16 protein-coding genes are annotated in these 18,865 nt (G+C 71.4%); 11 read left to right on the top strand and 5 right to left on the bottom strand.

All coding sequences use genetic code 11. The features are described 5' to 3' along the window. Position 1 precedes the first annotated feature (1 nt). Positions 2 to 1,561, bottom strand: coding sequence for a dolichyl-phosphate-mannose--protein mannosyltransferase (locus tag ABD785_RS07015; protein WP_344823475.1), 1,560 nt, complete (start codon positions 1,559 to 1,561; stop codon positions 2 to 4). 51 nt (positions 1,562 to 1,612) lie between these two features. On the opposite strand from ABD785_RS07015, the gene rsmI reads away from it, so the two are divergent. After that, complete coding sequence (gene rsmI, locus ABD785_RS07010) at positions 1,613 to 2,470, top strand: 16S rRNA (cytidine(1402)-2'-O)-methyltransferase (RefSeq protein ID WP_425547743.1); 858 nt, start codon at positions 1,613 to 1,615, stop codon at positions 2,468 to 2,470. On the opposite strand, the gene ABD785_RS07005 is transcribed toward rsmI, so the two are convergent. Further along, the gene (locus ABD785_RS07005) at positions 2,428 to 3,768 is read right to left on the bottom strand and encodes a hypothetical protein (RefSeq protein WP_344823470.1); all 1,341 of its coding nucleotides are present in this window, start codon (positions 3,766 to 3,768) and stop codon (positions 2,428 to 2,430) included. The genes rsmI and ABD785_RS07005 overlap by 43 nt on opposite strands. A gap of 8 nt (positions 3,769 to 3,776) precedes the next feature. After that, entirely contained in the window at positions 3,777 to 5,036 is a 1,260-nt protein-coding gene (locus ABD785_RS07000) for a hypothetical protein (protein WP_344823467.1), read from the bottom strand. 231 nt (positions 5,037 to 5,267) lie between these two features. On the opposite strand from ABD785_RS07000, the gene ABD785_RS06995 reads away from it, so the two are divergent. Next, complete coding sequence (locus ABD785_RS06995) at positions 5,268 to 6,485, top strand: glycosyltransferase family 2 protein (protein ID WP_344823465.1); 1,218 nt, start codon at positions 5,268 to 5,270, stop codon at positions 6,483 to 6,485. A gap of 71 nt (positions 6,486 to 6,556) precedes the next feature. Here ABD785_RS06995 and ABD785_RS06990 read toward each other — a convergent pair whose 3' ends face one another. Next, entirely contained in the window at positions 6,557 to 8,221 is a 1,665-nt protein-coding gene (locus ABD785_RS06990; RefSeq protein ID WP_344823463.1) for a hypothetical protein, read from the bottom strand. 143 nt (positions 8,222 to 8,364) lie between these two features. Here ABD785_RS06990 and ABD785_RS06985 point away from each other — a divergent pair, with 143 nt between their 5' ends. Beyond that, complete coding sequence (locus ABD785_RS06985; protein ID WP_344823461.1) at positions 8,365 to 9,822, top strand: hypothetical protein; 1,458 nt, start codon at positions 8,365 to 8,367, stop codon at positions 9,820 to 9,822. A gap of 33 nt (positions 9,823 to 9,855) precedes the next feature. Beyond that, positions 9,856 to 11,199: a glycosyltransferase family 39 protein gene (locus ABD785_RS06980; RefSeq protein ID WP_344823458.1), complete on the top strand. Its 1,344-nt coding sequence runs from the start codon at positions 9,856 to 9,858 to the stop codon at positions 11,197 to 11,199. Here ABD785_RS06980 and ABD785_RS06975 read toward each other — a convergent pair. Then, a complete protein-coding gene (locus ABD785_RS06975; protein WP_344823456.1) occupies positions 11,183 to 12,079 on the bottom strand; it encodes an NAD-dependent epimerase/dehydratase family protein in 897 nt (298 codons plus the stop codon). The two genes, ABD785_RS06980 and ABD785_RS06975, sit on opposite strands and share 17 nt — an antisense overlap. Positions 12,080 to 12,185: 106 nt before the next feature. Here ABD785_RS06975 and ABD785_RS06970 point away from each other — a divergent pair, with 106 nt between their 5' ends. From ABD785_RS06970 to ABD785_RS06940, 7 genes are all read left to right on the top strand, one after another. Continuing rightward, the gene (locus tag ABD785_RS06970) at positions 12,186 to 13,160 is read left to right on the top strand and encodes a GlxA family transcriptional regulator (RefSeq protein WP_344823453.1); all 975 of its coding nucleotides are present in this window, start codon (positions 12,186 to 12,188) and stop codon (positions 13,158 to 13,160) included. A 36-nt stretch (positions 13,161 to 13,196) separates the two neighbouring features. Continuing rightward, complete coding sequence (metG, locus tag ABD785_RS06965; RefSeq protein WP_344823450.1) at positions 13,197 to 14,978, top strand: methionine--tRNA ligase; 1,782 nt, start codon at positions 13,197 to 13,199, stop codon at positions 14,976 to 14,978. After that, a complete protein-coding gene (locus ABD785_RS06960; RefSeq protein ID WP_425547742.1) occupies positions 14,968 to 15,813 on the top strand; it encodes a TatD family hydrolase in 846 nt (281 codons plus the stop codon). Before metG ends, ABD785_RS06960 begins: the two co-directional genes overlap by 11 nt. Positions 15,814 to 15,884: 71 nt before the next feature. After that, entirely contained in the window at positions 15,885 to 16,499 is a 615-nt protein-coding gene (locus ABD785_RS06955; RefSeq protein ID WP_344823447.1) for a transglycosylase family protein, read from the top strand. A gap of 76 nt (positions 16,500 to 16,575) precedes the next feature. Continuing rightward, positions 16,576 to 17,433 carry a 16S rRNA (adenine(1518)-N(6)/adenine(1519)-N(6))-dimethyltransferase RsmA gene (rsmA, locus tag ABD785_RS06950; RefSeq protein WP_344823444.1) on the top strand — a complete coding sequence of 286 codons (858 nt, stop codon included), beginning with the start codon at positions 16,576 to 16,578 and terminating at the stop codon, positions 17,431 to 17,433. A 45-nt stretch (positions 17,434 to 17,478) separates the two neighbouring features. Continuing rightward, positions 17,479 to 18,369: a 4-(cytidine 5'-diphospho)-2-C-methyl-D-erythritol kinase gene (locus ABD785_RS06945; RefSeq protein ID WP_344824137.1), complete on the top strand. Its 891-nt coding sequence runs from the start codon at positions 17,479 to 17,481 to the stop codon at positions 18,367 to 18,369. A 64-nt stretch (positions 18,370 to 18,433) separates the two neighbouring features. Further along, entirely contained in the window at positions 18,434 to 18,847 is a 414-nt protein-coding gene (locus ABD785_RS06940; RefSeq protein ID WP_344823442.1) for a hypothetical protein, read from the top strand. Positions 18,848 to 18,865: the final 18 nt, after the last annotated feature.

Here is an 18,865-nt window from a genome sequence, read left to right as displayed (position 1 = left end):
GTCACACCCAGGAGTCCATCCACATGCGCATGTGCCAGGAGTCGTAGGGGATGCTCTTGGCGGCCAGCACCGGATACAGGTACCAGAAGTTGATCAGCACGAGCAGCAGATAGGCGCCCGCGATGGCCGATCCCACGATCCGCCTGCCCGCGGGCTGGGCGACCGGACCGATGATCATTCCCAGTGCCATGACGATCGCCAGGCACATGAACGGCAGCAGCGGCAGCGCGTAGAACATGAACATGGTGCGGTCGCTGGCGGCGTACCAGAACCAGGGGATCCAGCCCGCCGCGTAGGCGAGGAGGATCGACCCGGCCCGCCAGTCGCGGTACACCAGGTACAGGAAGACCATGACGAGCAGCGCCGCGATGGCCGCCCACCACACCGCGGGGGTGCCGATGCCGAGGATCTCCCGGGAGCACTTGGAGGCCCCGCAGCCCGTCGTGGACTCCTGGTAGAAGAAGGCGACCGGCCTGCGCAGCACGGGCCAGTCCCACGGCCACGACTGGTAGGGATGCTTGGTCGACAGGCTGCTGTGGAACTCATACATCCGCTCGTGGTAGCGCCACAGGTCCGGCAGCCCCTCGAACGGCCGCAGCAGCACGGTCGGCGAGACCTTCCCGCGCCCCCAGCCGCCGCTGGTGAACAGCCACCCCGACCAGGTCGCGACATAGGTGATCACCGGCAGGACGCCGAGGCTGAGCACGGTGGCGACACCGTCCTTGGCGAGCGCCCCGGCATAGGGGAACTGCACCTCGGCCGCCCGCCGCGCGCCCATGTCCCACAGGAACACCATGATCACGAAGGCGAACAGGAACGTGGCCCCCGACCACTTGACGCCCGTCGCCAGCCCGAAGCAGACACCCGCGGCGATCCGCCACGGATGGAAGACGTAGGGCCCGAGCCCGAACGAGCGGTCGGGGTCGCCGTCGAGCTTGGCCGACAGGGTCCGCCGGGCGTGGTCGCGGTCGTTGACCAGGCAGGCGAACCCGCACAGGACCCAGAACATGAGGAAGATGTCGAGCAGGGCGGTGCGGCTGAGCACCAGGTGCAGGCCGTCGAGGGCCATCAGGAACCCGGCGGCGCAGCCCAGCAGGGTGCTGCCGGTCATCCGGCGGGCCAGCCGGCACAGGATCAGCACGGACAGGGTGCCGAAGAAGGCGGCGGCGAACCGCCAGCCGAACGGAGTGGTGCCGAAGATCGCCTCACCGATCGCGATCATCCACTTGCCGACCGGGGGGTGGGCGATAAACGAGCCGCCGTCGGTCCAGATCTGGCCCGGGGTGTCGGCGAGGAAGAGCTTGTCGGCGATGCCCTTGGGATCGTCACGGGCGGAGTGCTCGTAACCGAACCGCAGCAGCGCGTAGGCGTCCTTGGCGTAGTAGGTCTCGTCGAAGACGATCGAGTGCGGATTCCCGAGCCGGTCGAACCGCAGGAAACCCGCGAAGACGGTCACCAGGAGCGGGCCGAGCCACCCCCACAGCATGCTGCCGGGAACTCTGGGTGCGAGCCGTTCGCGCAGGGGCGTCGCCCGCGCCGGCTCGATCTCGGTGGCTACCACGGGGCCATCGTACGGGTGGCGTCGCCCGCGCAGTCCTCGACGCTGTGGACAATGGGACTCGTGAAGGGAACTCTCATCCTCGCCGCCGCACCGATCGGCCGGGTCGACGACGCGTCACCCCGGCTGACCAGGGCGCTGGCCGACGCGCCGATCATCGCGGCCGAGGACACCCGCAGACTCCGGCGGCTGGCCGCCGATCTCGACGTGACGCTCTCGGCGCGCATCGTGTCCTACTACGACCAGAACGAGAGGTCCCGCGCCACCGAACTGCTCCAGGACCTGCTGGAGGGCCGTGACGTCCTCGTGGTGACCGACGCGGGCATGCCGGGCGTCTCCGACCCCGGCTACCGCCTCGTGGTGGAGGCCGTGGCGGCGGACGTCCGGGTGACCGTGCTGCCGGGCCCGTCCGCGGTGACGACGGCCCTGGTCCTGTCGGGCCTGCCCACCGACCGGTTCTGCTTCGAGGGCTTCCTGCCGCGCAAGCCGGGGGAGCGCGCCGCCCGGCTGGCCGACCTGGCCGCCGAACCCCGCACGATGGTGTTCTTCGAGGCCCCGCACCGGCTGGCGGCGTCCCTGGAGGCCCTCGCCGAGGCGTTCGGCGAGGAAAGGCCCGCCGCCGTCTGCCGCGAGCTGACCAAGACCTACGAAGAGGTGAAGCGGGGACCGCTCGGCGATCTCGCCGGCTGGGCCGCCGACGGCGTCAAGGGCGAGATCACGGTGGTCGTCGCCGGGGCGCCGCCGCGCACGACGCTCACCGAGCCCGCCGACCTCGCCGCGGCCGTCGCGGAACGGGAGCGGGCGGGCATCCCCCGCAAGGACGCCATCACCGAGATCGCCAAGGAGAACAACGTCCCGAAGAAGGTCGTCTACTCGGCCGTCCTGGACGCCAAGGGCGCCGCGGGACGCTGAAACGCCAGCCCGGCGGCCAGCGCAGCGAAGGGAACAGCGGTCAGCACGTACCGGTGGTCGAAGTCGACGGTGAGCGGCGGGACGGCCAGCAGGACCGCCGCGACCGTCCAGGCGAGCATCTCCGGACGTCTCCGCCGCCGCCACCAGACCCCGAACGGCACCAGCAGGACCGCCGCCAGCATCGGCCCGCGCACCTGGAAGACCGCCTGGTAGCCGCGCAGGAACGACGACCACGGCCGGACGGCCTCGGTGCCGGCGGACGGGTCGTAGGCGGTGGCCACTGAGGAGGGGGTGCCGCCGCCGAGCACCGGCCAGCCGGGGAACGGCTCGGCCCTGACCGGGAACCGGTACTTCTCGGCCGTCACGCGGGTGGGGTGGTCGCCGTGGCTCCAGGCGAAGGTCCGGGCGAAAAGGTCGTGGGCGGCCGTCCGGAGGTAGTCCAGGGGCTGGTGCGCGATGGTCGTGAGGGCGAAGCGCTGGGCGTCGGCGTTGACCTTCGGGTCGAAGGCCTCGCCGTAGGTCCAGCCGATGGGGGACTCCGGCGCCCACACCTGCGACGAGGACGCCTTCCGCTCGCCCGGCTCGCCCGCCGGGCACAGATAGCGCAGATCGTCGGGGACGCCGGTGCAGGTGGCGAAGGCGGCCGTCCTGGCCCACAGGAAGACGCCGTCGGTGGCGGTGAGGGCGTAGCGGTCGTTGGCGGAGTGGAACCAGACCGCGTAGGCGGCCAGCGGCAGCAGCCCGGCCGCGGCGACCGTCCCGAGGGCGCGCCAGCGGCGGCGCAGCAGCAGCCAGGCCAGCACGACCAGCAGGACCGGCAGGCCGATCGTCCGGGTGAGCGTGGCCGCGGCCAGCAGCAGCCCCGCCGCCCAGGAGGGTCCGCGCCACAGCAGGACGGCCAGCCCCGACGCCAGCAGGAACAGGAACAGCGTGTCGGAGAGGATCAGCGTCTCCAGCTCGATCAGGTTGCCGTCGAGCAGGACGGGCGCGGCGGCCAGCGACGCCCCCCAGCCGGGCAGCCCGCGCCGCCGCAGCAGCAGGTAGACCAGCACCCCCACGGCCAGCCCGAGCAGATGCTGCACCGCCACGACCAGCCCGAAGCTGTGGAACGGCTTCAGCAGCCACAGGAAGATCCCGTATCCGGCGGGCCTGATCGGATGGGCGAACGGGCCCAGCCCGATCCGCACGTAGTCATAGGAGTCGTTGAACCAGAGCGCGGGCCGGTACCCGAGCATCGCGACCGCCCGCAGGAGGGTCCCCGCGGCCAGCAGCCCGGCGAAGATCCGGTGTCCCCTCATCCGTCCTCTCATTCCGCCGGCTCCCGGGGGGTGAAGCAGAGCGCGGCGGCGAGGGCGGCCAGCGGAACGGCGGGCACGACATACCGGTAGTCGAACTCGACCGTCACGGCCGGGACGACCAGGAACGCCCAGGCGAACGCCCACGGCAGCAGCGCGTCCCAGCGGAGCCGCACCAGCGGGACCAGCAGCAGGGCCAGCAGCATCGTGCCGCGCACGAAGAAGTACCGCTGGTACCACTCCATGATCGTCGCCCAGGGCCGGACGATCGTCGTCGGCTCGAGGGAGCCGCCGGTGTAGGCGCGCAGGCTCGGCTCCGCCCACGGCTGGACGGGCTTTGTGGCCGTCCCGAACCGGTACTGGCTGTAGGTGTAGTCGTCGGGGTAGACGGTGCGGTCCCAGCGGAAGACCTTCAGCACGTCCGAGGCGGCGGCCTTGAGGAAATCGAGCGGCTGGGCGGCGATCGCGCGGCGGGCGAAATCACCGGCGAGTTCGTTCTTGCGCGGAGAGAACCGATCTCCCGGGACGCGCGCGAGAGGGGAATCCGCACCCCAGACGTAGAACTGGGATGAGGGCCGTTCCGATCGCGGACGCAGATCACAGAGCGGTAGCTCCTCGGCCGGAACCGTGAATCGCGAGCAGTCGGCGAACGCCATCGACCGGGCGTAGAGAAAGGGGCCGTCGGAGTTCGTCAGAGCGAATCTTCCGTGAACGGAGGAGAACCAGAACGCATATGCGGTGAGGGGAAGAACACATGCGGTCAGGAGCGCGGCGAACGAGCGCCATCCCGTCCTGCGGACCATCCACAGCAGCACGATCGGCACGAGGGCCAGCCCGATCGAGCGCGTGAGCGCGGCCGCGGCGAGGAGCGCTCCCACCCCGGCACAGGCGTACGGGCCGCGGACTCCGGGCCACAGGAGCACACCTGCCGCTGCCAGCACGAAGAACAGGAAGAGGGTGTCCGACAGCACCATGTGCTCCAGCTGGAGCTCGTAGGCGTCCAACAGCAGGGGGGCGGCGGCCAGGCAGGCCGTCCACCGGCGGGAGCCGCGGCGGAGCAGCAGCGCGTAGATGATCACCGCGGCGGCGAGCGCCAGCAGATGCTGGAGGAGGATCACCGGCCAGTAGGCGTGGAACGGCCGGAACGCCTGGAGCAGGAACGCATATCCGTTGGGCCTGGCGACATGCGGTTGATGGCGGACCGCTGATTCCACGTACGACCAGGAGTCGTTGAACCACAACTGCCACCGGAATCCCACAAAGACGATCACTCGAAGGATGACACCCACCAGGAAAATGGTGAGAAAGCCCAGGTGGCGGGCTATTCGCCGCTTTGTCAAGAGCTTCCTTCCCCGCTTCTGGTGAAGACACCGTATCCTGGGGTACTGGCCGCCCCAGGATTGCGTCTTGGCAACATGCTCGCCTCGCGCCCCATCTGTGCGGCAGCATGTTGCGCCAGGCCACCCCACCACACCGCGACCCCGAATCTAAGGAGACCTCCCATGGAACTGTCCGTGGTGATGCCTTGCCTGAACGAGGCTGAAACCGTGGAGACCTGCGTCCGAAAGGCCGTCAGCTTCCTCCAGGACCACGGCATCGACGGAGAGGTCATCGTCGCCGACAACGGCTCGACCGACGGATCGCAGGCTTTGGCCGAGTCTGCGGGCGCTCGGGTCGTTCCGGTCGCGCTCAAGGGGTACGGCAACGCTCTCATGGGCGGCATCCGGTCCGCCAAGGGCACCTATGTGATCATGGGCGACGCCGACGACTCCTACGACTTCACCGCGCTGATGCCGTTCGTCGAGGAGCTGCGCAAGGGCGCGGACATGGTGATGGGCAACCGCTTCAAGGGCGGGATCGACCAGGGCGCCATGCCCCCGCTCCACCGCTACCTCGGCAACCCGGTGCTCTCGTTCGTCGGCCGCCTCTTCTTCGGCTCCAAGATCGGCGACTTCCACTGCGGGCTGCGCGGCTTCCGCCGCGACACCGCGCTGACGCTGGGCCTCCAGTCCTCGGGCATGGAGTTCGCCTCCGAGCTCGTCGTCAAGATGACCCTCGCCAAGGCGAAGATCGTCGAGGTGCCCACCACCCTGAAGAAGGACGGCCGCAGCCGCCCGCCGCACCTGAACACCTGGCGGGACGGGTGGCGCCACCTGCGCTTCCTGCTCCTGTACAGCCCGCGCTGGATGTTCTTCGTGCCCGGCATCGTGCTGATGACCCTCGGCCTGGTCTTCGGGATCGCGCTGTCGTTCAGCGAGATCTCGGTCGGCGGGGTCACCTTCGACGTCGACACGCTCGTCGCCGCCTCGGCCTCCGTGGTGATCGGATTCCAGGCGCTGCTGTTCTCGCTGCTCACCAAGGCCTACGGTGTCGCGGAGGGCTTCCTGCCGTCCGACAAGCGCGCCCGGTGGCTGCTGAGCTCCTGGAGCTTCGAGCGCGGCCTGATCATCGGCGGACTGCTCGGCCTCGCCGGCCTCATCGGCATGGGCGCCTCGCTGGTGCACTGGCACGGCGCCAACTACGGCGAGCTCAACGCCCGCGACACCCTCCGCATGGTCGTCCCCGCGGCGACCGCCCTGATGCTCTCCTGCCAGCTCGTGCTGGGCACGGCGTTCCTGTCGATCCTCGGCATCCGCCGCTCCAGCCACCCCGGCACCGAGACCGAGCCCGCGGCGCTGACCCTCGAGGCCATCCGCCCGAAGGTCTCCGTCGAGGACTGATCCTCAAGCGAGAGAACGGCCGGTCCCGCATCGCGCGGGGCCGGCCGTTCCCGTTCCACCGGGTGCCAGGACTATCGGCGCCAGGCGACCCAGTCGCCGAGGGTCGTGCGGCGGGCCTCGACCGGGTGCCAGCCGGACGGACGGCCGGGCCAGGCGGCGTCGGCGGGGACGTCCCGCGGCCAGGCCGTCAGCACGAGCGTGGTGCCGGGCGGCGGCTGCTCGCCCTTGGCCAGGGTGAAACGGCCCAGTTCCGACGGGATCGCGAAGGTCTGGGGGAGCCGGATCTTCCACGGCACGTCGAACTCGACCGCGACCTTGTCATCGGGGCGCAGGGCGTCCAGGCGGGCCGAGACGTGCATCTCCTCGGTCATCACGTCGGAGATCCGGTCGGTCGCCATGATGTCGGCGCCGAGGCCCACCGCGCACAGCAGAGCGACGGCCCCTGCGGTGAACCTGCGGGCCAGCAGCGCGGTCGCGCCGAGGATCAGCAGCGCCACGGCCGTGGCGGGCCACAGTTTGAAGCCGTGCCAGTCCCAGGTGAGGAAGGACGTCTCGGGGAAGTCGAACGGGACGAAGATGTAGCGCGTCAGGCGCGTCCCGGCGTGGATCTGGGCGATCAGCGCCGTTCCCAGGAGCAGCCCGGCGGACGCCCAGACGAGCCTGCGCCGCGCCAGCAGGGCGAACCCGGCGACGAGCAGGGCCGGTGCCAGGCAGGCCAGATAGCGGCCGTAGACGTAGTTGCCGACCCGGTGCTCGTCGGGCAGGGCCGCGATCGTCACGAAGGCGATCCCGGTGACCGTGAGCAGGGTCACCCCGGCGACGGCCCGCTCGGGACGGCCGGCCCTGCGCAGCGCCACGGCCGCCCCGGCCAGGGCGACCCCGCCGAGGCCCCAGGTGGCGACGGTCAGGTACCAGATCTGGCCCAGGCCGCCGGAGATCGTCCAGGCCCAGCCGTCGGGCGAGGTGAGCCGTTCGCTCAGCCAGTTGCCGAGCTCCTTGATCCCGTCGGGATAGGTGTGGCCCTGGAGCCACAGGTTGGCGGCGTAGGCGGCCGCCACGGCGCCGAGCAGGACGCCCCCGGCGATCAGGGTCGGCCGGCGCGACGCCCACCGGAAGGCGAACACGAATCCCAGCAGCGCCGCGTGGGCGATGAGGATCACCAGCCCGCGGCTGTGGGTGGCGTAGGCGTAGGCCGCCGACAGCGACGCCGCGACCGCGTACCGGGCGGCCCCCTCACCGCGGGCGTCGCGGTCGAGCCAGGAGTGGATCGCCAGCAGCCACGCCAGGACGACCACCGGCAGGATCGCGTCCGTCAGCACGAACTGGGTGAAGAAGATCGAGGCGGGCAGCAGCGCGGCGGCCTGCGCCACCCAGAAGGCCGTCGCGCGGGAAAGGGCGAGGCGCAGTCCCGCCACATAGGCCAGCGGCACGATCAGCGCACTGATCAGAGAGTTGATCCCGATCACCAGGTGATAGACGGTGCCGGGGTCGTCACTGAACCAGAACGCCGGGCTGATCAGCAGTGGATAGCCGATCTGGTAAAAGGTCGCACCGGACAGATCGGCGTCGGCGCCGCCGCCCAGAACACGCGCGGCGAAAAGGTAACCGGTCTCGTCGGGATTGGCGGCCGGCACATCCTGATGTGATCCCAGCCACAGCCGGAGCCCGGCCTGGAGCAGCCATGCCGCCGAGATCAGCCACCACCAGCGACGATCTCCCCCGCGCTGATCGTGCATTCTCGGGGGCGCGGTCGCTATCGATCCCACATCAACTCCGTTGTTCCGCCACAGGCGGTCCGTACCCGCTGGTAAGTCTTTGGATGCGATGGTTACCCTCGATAAGGGGTACCGGGGGCTGAAGCACTTTACTGGGAGGACACGTGAGACTGAGCGCCGTTTCGGTGCGGTCCTTCTGTGCCCGGCACCGGGTGTTCCTGGCAGTGCTGGCCGTCGCGTTCGCGCTCCGGGTGATCACCACGCTGGGCTTCCGGTGGGCGCTCTGGTTCTCCGACTCCTACGACTATCTCGACGTGGCGATCCATCCGCGCCCCGATCCGGTGCGGACCTTCGGCTACCCGTTCCTGCTGATGGTCCTCAAGCCGTTCCACAGCGTCGGGGTGGTGGTCGCGCTCCAGCATCTGATGGGGCTGGCCGTCGGAGTGATCATCTACGGGCTGCTGCGGCGGCCCCATCTCTTTCGGGGCCGCGGCCTTCCCGCCTGGATCGCGGCGCTGGCGACCGTCCCGGTGCTCCTGGACGGCAACCAGATCCAGCTCGAGCACCTGGTCCTGTCGGACGCCGCGTTCGAGCTGATGATCGTCGGAGCGGTCGCGATCATCCTGTGGCGGCCGGTGCCGACCTGGAAGGCCGGGATCTACGCCGGGCTGCTGCTGGCGGCGGCCTCGCTGACCAGGACCGTCGCCCTCCCGCTCTTCCTCGTGCTGGTGGTCTACCTGGTCGTGCGCCGGGTCAACTGGTGGGTGCTGGCCGCCGCCGCGGCGGCCGTCGTGGTCCCGCTGGCGGGGTACGCGGGCTGGTACTCGGCCGAGAACGGCAAGTTCGCCCTGTCGGGCTCCGACGGGGTGTTCCTCTACAGCCGCACGATGACCTTCGCCGACTGCGACAAGTTCCTCGACGAACTGCCCCCCGACGAGACGCCGCTGTGCACCCGCACGCCCCCGTCGAAGCGGCCGGTCTCCCACTTCTACGTGTGGGAGGAGGAGCAGATCTTCCGCTATCCGGGCGGCACGTTCGCCTCCTACAAGAGCGATCTGGCCAGGGACTTCGCCAAGAAGGCGATCATGGCTCAGCCCGGCGACTACGCGCGGACCGTGCTGCGGGACTTCGGCCGCACCTTCACCTGGGGACGTCCGGTCTATCCGGACCCCAAGACCTACGGGCAGTACCTCTTCCCCAAGGGCGACGTCGGGATCCGTCCGGGACGGGAGGGGATCGTGGCCAGGTACGACTCCCAGAAGCGCGGCACCCGGGTCGTCGAGCCCTACGCGGGGTTCATGCGCGGCTATCAGAAGATCGTCCGGCTGCCCGGGACGCTGCTCGGCGTGATCCTCCTCGTGGGCCTGGCCGGGATCGTCCGGCGGTGGCGCGAGTTCGGCGGATACGCCCTGCTGCCCTGGTCGGTGGCGATGGCGCTGCTGGTCATCCCGCCCGCGACGGTGCTGTTCGACTACCGCTACGTGCTTCCCGCGGTGCCGTTCGCGATCGTCGCCGCCGCGATGGCCGTCAAGGATCTTCTCGCCTGGTACCGGACCCGCCGGACGCCTCCGGCCGTCGCGGAGGAGCCGGCGGAGGAGAAGGAACTCGCCGCGGCCTCCTGAGGCCTTTCCTCCCGACATCGATAGGTTGTGCCGGTGGGACGCAAGTGGCTGGCTCTGATCCTGCTCGTTCAGGCGCTCCTGTCGCTGAGGCTGCGGAACACCGTCTTCCAGGACGAGGCGCTCTATCTGTGGGCGGGCCATCTGGAGCTGGGCCGGGGCAGCGAGGTGGAGTTCGTCCGTTACTTCTCGGGCTCCCCGTACCTGTATCCGCCGCTGGGCGCGCTCGCGGACGCCGCGGGCGGGCTCGCGGGGGCCCGGGCCCTGAGCCTGGCCTTCATGCTGGGCGCGACCGCGCTGGCCTGGTCGCTGACCCGGCGGCTGGCCGGGGAGGCGGCGGCCCCGTGGGCGGCCGCGGTGTTCGCGATCCTGCCCTCCACCCCGTTCCTGGGGAACTTCGCGACCTTCGACGCTCCCGCCCTGTTCCTGCTGGCGCTGGCCGCCCGGCTGGCCGCAGACGAGCGGTGGTGGTGGGCGGCGGGCCCGGCCGGCGCGCTGGCGGCGGGCACCAAGTACGGCGCCGCCCTCTACCTGCCGACGATCGCGCTGCTGGCCGTGCTCGCCTCGGGCGGGGGAGCGCGGCGGTGGGTCCGGGGGCCGGTCGTGGCGGGCGTCGCGCTGGGCGGGCTGGCGGCGCTGCTGGCGGCCACCGGGGCGTGGGACGCGCTGAGCTCCACGACCACCGGCCGTCCCGCCGGAGGGACCCCGGCCGGGCTCCTGCTGACCGAGTCCGCCCAGTGGGGCGGCTTCCTGCTGCTCCTCGCCGTGATCGGGGCCGCGGCCGCGCGCACGCCGATCGGCTGGATCCTCTGCGCGACCGCCCTGCTGGCCCCGCTCTACCAGCTCCACCTGCACTCCGACACCTCGCTCCACAAGCACATCGGCTTCGGCCTGTGGTTCGCCGCGCCGATGGCCGGCGCGGCGCTGGCCGCCCTTCCCCGCCGGTGGTGGGCGGCGGCCCTGCTGGTGGCGCCGCTGCTGACCGGCATCTACCAGGCCGGTGACCTCTACCACCGCTGGCCGGGCACGGCCGCCCTCGCCGAGGCCGTGCGCCCGTACGTGAAGCCGGGCGCCCGGCTGTTCGCCGAGCCGTCGGAGGTCCTGCCCTACACCTTCCGCGCCGCCTACCCCTCCGACGCCTGGGTCAACGTCTACTGGTTCGACTACCGGGGCCTCCGCCAGCCGGACTCCTACCCCCAGGCCGTCCGCGACGGCCACTGGGACGCCGTCGTCCTCGACGGCCGAACCCGTCCGGCCCTCTCGAGGGCCCTGGAGGCCGCCCTCCGCGCCACCCCGTCCTACCAGCGCGTCACCACCCTCCCCTGGCGCACCTCCACCGCCCGCGGCACCTTCCAGCTCTGGATCAGGACCACTCCCTGATCCTCGGCCGGAGATGCAGCCGGAGGACGTCGTCCAGAGGGGTGGGCTTCAGGCCGAGGGCCTGCTCGGTCGCGGTCGAGTCCAGGAGGGACGGGCGGTCGTAGAGGTAGAGCATCTCGGGGACCTCGGCCATGACCGGATCGGTGTATCCGTCGGGGGGAAAGGGCCGGAAGACCGGGGCGGGGGCTCCCGCGAGGGCGGCGAGCCGGGCCGAGAGGGCCCGTGCGGGCAGGTCGGAGACCGAGGGCACGTGCCAGGCGCGGCCCCAGGAGGCGGGGGAGGCCCCGGCCGCGATCAGGGTCCTGGCCACGTCGCGGGTGTACGACCAGGAGTGCGGGACGTCGGGGTCGCCCGGGCAGAGGACGGGATCGCCCGCCAGGACGGCCGGGATCGCCAGCAGGGCGTAGAGGGAGAAGGCGCCGGGCCCGAGGTAGTCCGAGGCCCTGACCTCCGTGACGGGATGGCCGGTGGCGAGGGCGTCGGTCCACAGCGAGGCCCGGAGCCGGCCCTTCACCGAGGACGGGCGGAGCGGGGTGTCCTCGGTGTACGGGACGTCGGAGGGGCCGTAGCCGTAGACGTTGCCCAGCATCACATAACCGGCCCCCGACCGCTGGACGGCCGTCAGCACGGAGGCGGCGAGCGGCGGGAATGCGGTCGTCCACCGGTCGTAGGGCGGGGCCGCGCAGTTGTAGAGGGTCTCCGCGCCCTCCACCAGCGGGGTCAGCAGCCCGGGATCGGACGCGTCGGCGGCGATCCGCTCGACGAGCGGGTGGTCCGGGCCCGAGCCGCTGCGGGTGATCTGCCGGACGGGGACGCCCGTCTCGGCGAGGAGGACGGCGGTGGCGGTGCCGATGGGGCCGGCGCCGATGATGACCTGCATGGGACGCTCCGGGAAGAGAAGGACGGATCTCGCTGTTCGCCACTCTGCGCGACCCCGCCGGGAGCGTTCAGGGACCTTCCGGCCAACTGAGCGGAGGATCCGGCCAATGCGCGGCGACACCCCGGCCCATCGGGTCGCCATCCTGGCGGTCCCGCCGGTGAAGGCCTTCGACGTCGCGATGCCCCAGATGGTGCTCGGCGCGGCGGTCCGTGAGGGCCGGGCCCTGTACGAGGTCAGGGTCTGCACCGCCGATCCCGGGATCCCGCAGGACGGCGGCGGCCTCACCCTCGGGTTCGAGCACGGCCTCGAAGCCCTCTCCTGGGCCGACAGCGTCGTCATCGCGGGAACGGAGGCCAGGGAGATCGATTCCCGGGTGCTGGCGGCCGTCCGGGGGGCGGTGGAGGCGGGCAAGCGGGTCGCGGCGATCTGCACCGGCGGTTTCGTGCTGGCAGGGACGGGCCTGCTGGACGGCCGCGCCGCCACCACCTACTGGCTCCACACCACGGAGTTCCAGATCAGCTTCCCGCGCGTCGACCTGCGGCGGGACGTGCTGTTCGTCGAGGACGGCACGCTGCTGACCTCGGCGGGCGCCGCCGCGGGCATCGATCTCTGCCTGCACCTCGTGCGGTCGGACTTCGGCGCGGCCGTCGCCACGGAGGTCGCCAGGGCGGCCGTGGTCGGGCCGTTCCGCCCCGGCGGGCAGCCGCAGATCGTCGCGACACCGCTGCCCGCGGCCCGCGACGTCTCCCTGGCGGCGACCCGGGCCTGGGCGCTGGCCAGGCTCGACACCCCGCTGACGCTCGCCGACCTGGCCGCCCACTCCCGCACGAGTGTGCGGACCTTCACCCGGCGCTTCCGCGCCGAGACCGGTGGCACCCCGCAGCGCTGGCTGCTGGACCAGCGCCTGCACCGGGCCCGCCAGCTTCTGGAGACCACCGATCTGCCCCTGGCCAGGATCGCCCGCGACTGCGGCCTCGGCACCCCCGACTCGCTGCGCAGGCATCTGGTCCGGCACGTCGGGCGGACCCCGTCGGCCTACCGGGCGCTCGCCGCGGAGAAGCCCCGCGACCGTCCCAAATGATTCGGACGGGGGGCGGGGCGGCCGTAGGCTTATGGCATGTCCCGTCACATCCTCACCGCACCCGCATGGCCCTATGCCAACGGGCCCCGTCATATCGGCCACGTCTCGGGCTTCGCGCTGCCCTGCGACATGTTCAGCCGGTACCAGCGGATGCTGGGGAACCAGGTGCTCATGGTCTCCGGCACCGACGAGCACGGGACGCCGATCCAGGTCCAGGCCGACAAGGAGGGCGTGACGGCGCGTGAGCTCGCCGACCGCTACAACCGGGTGATCGTCGGCGACCTGCACGGCCTCGGCATGTCCTACGACCTGTTCACCAGGACCTCCACCGAGAACCACTACGCGGTGGTCCAGGAGATCTTCACGGGACTGCACGCCAACGGCTACATCTTCCCCAAGACCACGATGGGCGCGATCTCGCCGTCCACCGGCCGGACCCTGCCCGACCGCTACATCGAGGGCACCTGCCCGATCTGCGGCTACGACGGCGCCCGCGGCGACCAGTGCGACAACTGCGGCAACCAGCTCGACCCGATCGACCTGATCAACCCCGTCTCCAAGATCAACGGCGAGACGCCGGAGTTCGTCGAGACCGAGCACTTCATGCTCGACCTGCCCGCCTTCACCGAGGTCCTGGGCCGCTGGCTGAACGGCAAGCAGGGCGAGTGGCGGCCGAACGTCCTCAAGTTCTCGCTGAACCTGCTGGAGGACCTCCAGCCGCGGGCGATCTCCCGCGACCTCGACTGGGGCGTCCCGATCCCCCTGGACGGCTGGCGCGACCTGCCCAACAAGCGGCTCTACGTCTGGTTCGACGCCGTGATCGGCTACTTCAGCGCGTCCGTGGAGTGGGCCCGCCGCAGCGGCGACCCCGAGCGCTGGCGCGAGTGGTGGCAGAACCCCGAGGCCCTGGCCTACTACTTCATGGGCAAGGACAACATCGTCTTCCACTCCGAGATCTGGCCGGCGATGCTGCTCGGCTACAACGGAGAGGGCGACCGCGGTGGGAACCCCGGCTCCCTGGGCGCGCTGAACCTGCCCGACGAGGTCGTCTCCAGCGAGTTCCTGACCATGGAGGGCAAGAAGTTCAGCTCCTCCCGCCAGGTCGTCATCTACGTCAGGGACTTCCTCGAGCGCTACGACGTCGACGCCCTGCGCTACTACATCGCGGTGGCGGGCCCGGAGAACCAGGACACCGACTTCACCTGGCAGCAGTTCGTCGACCGCAACAACGGCGAACTCGTCGCGCAGTGGGGCAACCTGGTCAACCGGTCGGTCTCGATGGCCGCCAAGGAGTACGGGGCGATCCCCGAGGCCAAGGACCTCACCGACGCCGACCGGGCCGTGCTGGCCAAGGCCGCGGGGGCCTACGCGACGGTCGGAGCCGAGCTGTCGCGCTCCCGCTTCAAGAACGCGATCACCGAGGCGTTCGACGTGGTCCGCGAGGCCAACCGGTACCTCGCCGAGCAGGAGCCCTGGAAGATCAAGGACGACCCGATCCGCAAGGGCACCATCCTGCACGTCGCCCTCCAGGTCGTGGACGACGCCAAGACCCTGCTCACGCCGTTCCTGCCGAACTCCTCGCAGAAGGTGTTCACGATGCTCGGCGGCACCGGCGAGTGGTCGGGCATGCCGCGGATCGACGAGGTGAGCGAGGGCGAGCGCACCTACCCGGTGATCACCGGCGACTACGCCTCGGCGCAGGCCCGCTGGGAGCACCGGCCGATCACCGCGGGGACCCCGCTCCAGCGGCCCGTCCCGCTGTTCCCCAAGCTCGACCAGGCCGTGGTCGAGGAGGAGCTGGCCCGCCTTGGCGACTGACCCGAACGCGATCGACCCGAACTCGATCGACCCGAACTCGATCGACCCGAAGGCGACCGTCCCGCTGCCGGTCCCGGTGTTCGACAGCCACTGTCATCTCGACATGCTCGAGATGACGGTGGCCGAGGCCGTCACCCGGGCGCAGGCCGCCGGAATCGCCCGGATCATGACGATCGGCTGTGACGTGCCGTCCTCGGAGTGGGCCGCGCGGACGGCCGCCGAGCACGCCGACGTCTACGCGGGCGTCGCGATCCACCCGAACGAGGCCAAGAACGTCTCCGACGAGACCCTCGAGGTCATCGCCGGGCTCGCCCGGCAGCCCAAGGTCGTCGCGGTCGGCGAGACCGGCCTCGACTACTACCGCGACCACGCGGGCAAGGACGACCAGCAGCGCTCCTTCCGCGCCCATGTCGCGATCGCCAAGGAGACCGGAAAGGCCCTGGTCATCCACGACCGGGACGCCCACGACGACGTCCTGCGCCTGCTGGACGAGGAGGGCGCCCCGGACAAGGTCGTCTTCCACTGCTTCTCCGGGGACGCCGCGATGGCCCGGATCTGCTCGGACAAGGGCTATGTGATGTCCTTCGCCGGGAACGTCACGTTCAAGAACGCCCAGCCGCTCCGCGACGCCCTGGCGGCCGCCCCCCTCGACCTGATCCTGGTCGAGACGGACGCCCCGTTCATGACGCCCGTCCCGCACCGCGGCAAGCCGAACTCCTCCGACCTGATCCCGCACACGGTGCGGCTGATGGCCGAGGTGAAGGGCGTCGAGGTCGACGCGCTCTGCACGGCCATCGCCGCCACCGGAAGGCGCCTGTTCGGCTTCGGCGGCTGACACGCGACAAGACCGGACGTTTGGGCGAGCGGCTGCGCACGGAGAGTGACCGGGTCTAGGGTCCTGTGCCCGTGACTGGTCATGGACGGCATGCGGCGGGCAGCCCGCCGAGTCTGCTGCTGCCGCTGCTCGCCCTGACGCTGCTGCTGGCCCTCGCGGCAGGCGGCTGGCTGCTGTTCGCCCAGCCCAGCGGCAGGCAGACCCTCGACCTCGCGGGCGACAGCGTGAAGCTCCCGTCCGCTGGATCTTCCTCGCCCTCGGGCCCCGCCAGGCCCTCCACGGGGAAGCGTCCGGCCCGGCCGGAGATACCGCCCGCACCCTCAGCGACCGCGCGGCCCACCGCGGAACCGGAACCGGAACCGGCGCCGACGGCCCTCCCGGAGCTCCTGCCGAAGTCCGCGGCGGCGGCCCTCGATTCCCTCACCGGCCCCGTGGTCAGGCTGAACTGGCGAGCCGTCGCGGCCTGCGAGTCGCGCAACAACCCCAGGGCCGTCAACCTCGCCGGCTACTACGGCCTGTACCAGTTCTCCCGCGCCGCCTGGCGGGCCGTCGGCGGCACCGGCCTGCCCCACCACGCCACCGCCGCCGAACAGACCCTCCGCGCCCAGCTCCTCTACCGCCACGTCGGAGGCCGCTGGCAGAACCAGTGGCCCCACTGCGGCGCCCGCCTCTTCACCTCCCGCTGACGGGTCCTCAGCCGATCTCCGCCCGCACGGCCGGGACGCAGTCACCCCCGTATCCGCCGCGTGGGAGGATGGGGAGGTGGGGGAGAGCGAGGCCGCGCTGCTGGGGGCGGCCGATATCCGGGAGATCGCGGCCGTGCTGGGCGTGCGGCCGACCAAGCAGCTCGGTCAGAACTTCGTGGTGGACGCCAACACGGTGCGGCGGATCGTGAAGTCGGCCGGGCTCGAGGACGACGACGTCGTGATCGAGGTCGGGCCGGGGCTGGGGTCGCTGACGCTGGCGCTGCTCCCCGCCGCGGCCCGGCTGATCGCCGTCGAGCTCGATCCGGTGCTGGCCGGGGCGCTGCCCGCGACCGTCGCCGCCCGGGCGCCCGGTCTCGCCGACCGGTTCGAGGTGATCCACGACGACGCCATGCGGGTGAAGGAGATCCCCGGGCCGCCGCCCACCGCGCTGGTCGCGAACCTGCCCTACAACGTCGCGGTGCCGGTGGTGCTGCACCTGCTGGAGCTGCTGCCGTCGCTGCGCAAGGGCCTGGTGATGGTCCAGGCCGAGGTCGGCGACCGGCTGTCGGCCCCGCCCGGAAGCAAGATCTACGGGGTGCCGTCGGTGAAGATGGCCTGGTACGCCGCCGCGCGGCGGGCCGGGAGCGTCGGACGGGCCGTGTTCTGGCCCGCGCCCAACGTCGACTCCGCGCTGGTGGCGTTCACCCGGCGCGAGCCGCCGAGCACCACCGCGACCCGTGAGGAGGTGTTCGCCGTGGTCGACGCCGCCTTCGCCCAGCGCCGCAAGACCCTGCGGGCGGCGCTCGCCGGGTGGGCGGGCTCGCCCGCGCTCGCCGAGACCGCGCTGCGCGCCGCGAACGTCGACCCGACCGCCCGCGGCGAGATGCTGGACGTCACCGCCTTCGCCCGGATCGCCGAGCACCGGCCCGTCTGAGCACCCGATCGATCCGTTCAAGGACTCTGGAGCATCGTGAACGCTGTGACCGTGCGGGTTCCCGCCAAGGTGAACCTCCAGCTCGGGGTGGGGCCGCTGCGCGACGACGGCTACCACGACCTGGTCAACGTGTTCCACGCCGTCTCGCTGTTCGACGAGGTGACGGTCGTTCCGGGCGAGCTGTCGGTGGCCGTCGAGGGGGCGTCGATCGAGGGCGTCCCGGCCACGCCCGACAACCTCGCCGGACGGGCGGCCCGCCTGCTCGCCGAGCACCTGGGCGTCGAACCCGAGGTCGCGATCACGATCCGCAAGGAGATCCCGGTCGCCGGCGGGATGGCGGGCGGCAGCGCCGACGCCGCCGCGGCCCTCCTCGCCTGCGACGCCCTCTGGGAGGCGAACCTCCCGTTCGCCACCCTGATGGAGCTGGCCGGGACCCTCGGCAGCGACGTCCCCTTCGCGCTCCTCGGCGGCACGGCCCTGGGCCTCGGCCGCGGCGAGAAGCTGACCCCGCTGCCCTGCTCCGGCGAGTTCCACTGGGTGTTCGCGCTCGCCGACGGCGGCCTGTCGACCCCGGCCGTCTACGCCGAGTGCGACAGGATCCGCGCCGCCCACTCCGAGCGGGTCTCCTGGCCGCACGAGTCGCCCGCGCTGCTGGCCGCCCTCGCCGAAGGGGACGCCGAGGCCCTCGGCGCCGCCCTCGCCAACGATCTCCAGCCCGCCGCCCTGACGCTCCGGCCGTCCCTCCAGCGCACCCTCACCGCGGGACGCGACTTCGGCGCCCTCGGCTCCCTGGTCTCCGGCAGCGGCCCCACCTGCGCCTTTCTCGCCGCCGACGCCACCCACGCCCTCGACCTCGCGGTGGCCCTCGGCGGCGTCGGGGTCGCCCGCACCCTCGTCCGCGCCTCCGGTCCCGTCCCCGGCGCGACGCTCCTCTAAGTTGTTCTGAACCGGATCACAACGCCGTGCGTCTCATCTCCTACCAAGCCTGAAAGGGGCTGAGATGACCGAGATCGCGCTCGTCCTGATGATTCCGTTCGTGATGGTGTCCGTGATCGCACTGCTCATCATCTTCGCGATCCGCTCGGCGACTCGGCGGGCCTTCAACGGCGTGCGGTATCCGCACCCCCTCCAGGGCGGCGGGTACCGCCGGGACGGCTCACCGTCCTCCCCGTTCGACGCCTTCTTCGCCGACTCCACCTACGGCAACGGCGGCCACGCCCACCCGAGGCACGAGAACGGCCACCACGACCAGGGCTTCTCCTTCGACCACGGCTCCTCCCACCACCACGGTCACTCACACGGCCACTCGCACGACCACGGAAGCTCCTTCGGCTACGACAGCGGCTCCTCCGGCTATGACAGCGGCTCCTCCAGCAGCGACAGCGGAAGTTCGTCCTCCTCCAGCTGCGACTGACGCCCGCGGTGGTAAGGC

Origin of the sequence: Actinocorallia longicatena (genome assembly GCF_039534125.1) — a bacterium.
GTDB classification, from domain to species: Bacteria; Actinomycetota; Actinomycetes; order Streptosporangiales; family Streptosporangiaceae; genus Actinocorallia; species Actinocorallia longicatena.
The sequence above is the reverse complement of the archived record's forward strand: the minus strand, read 5'-3'. Positions and strand labels throughout refer to the sequence as shown.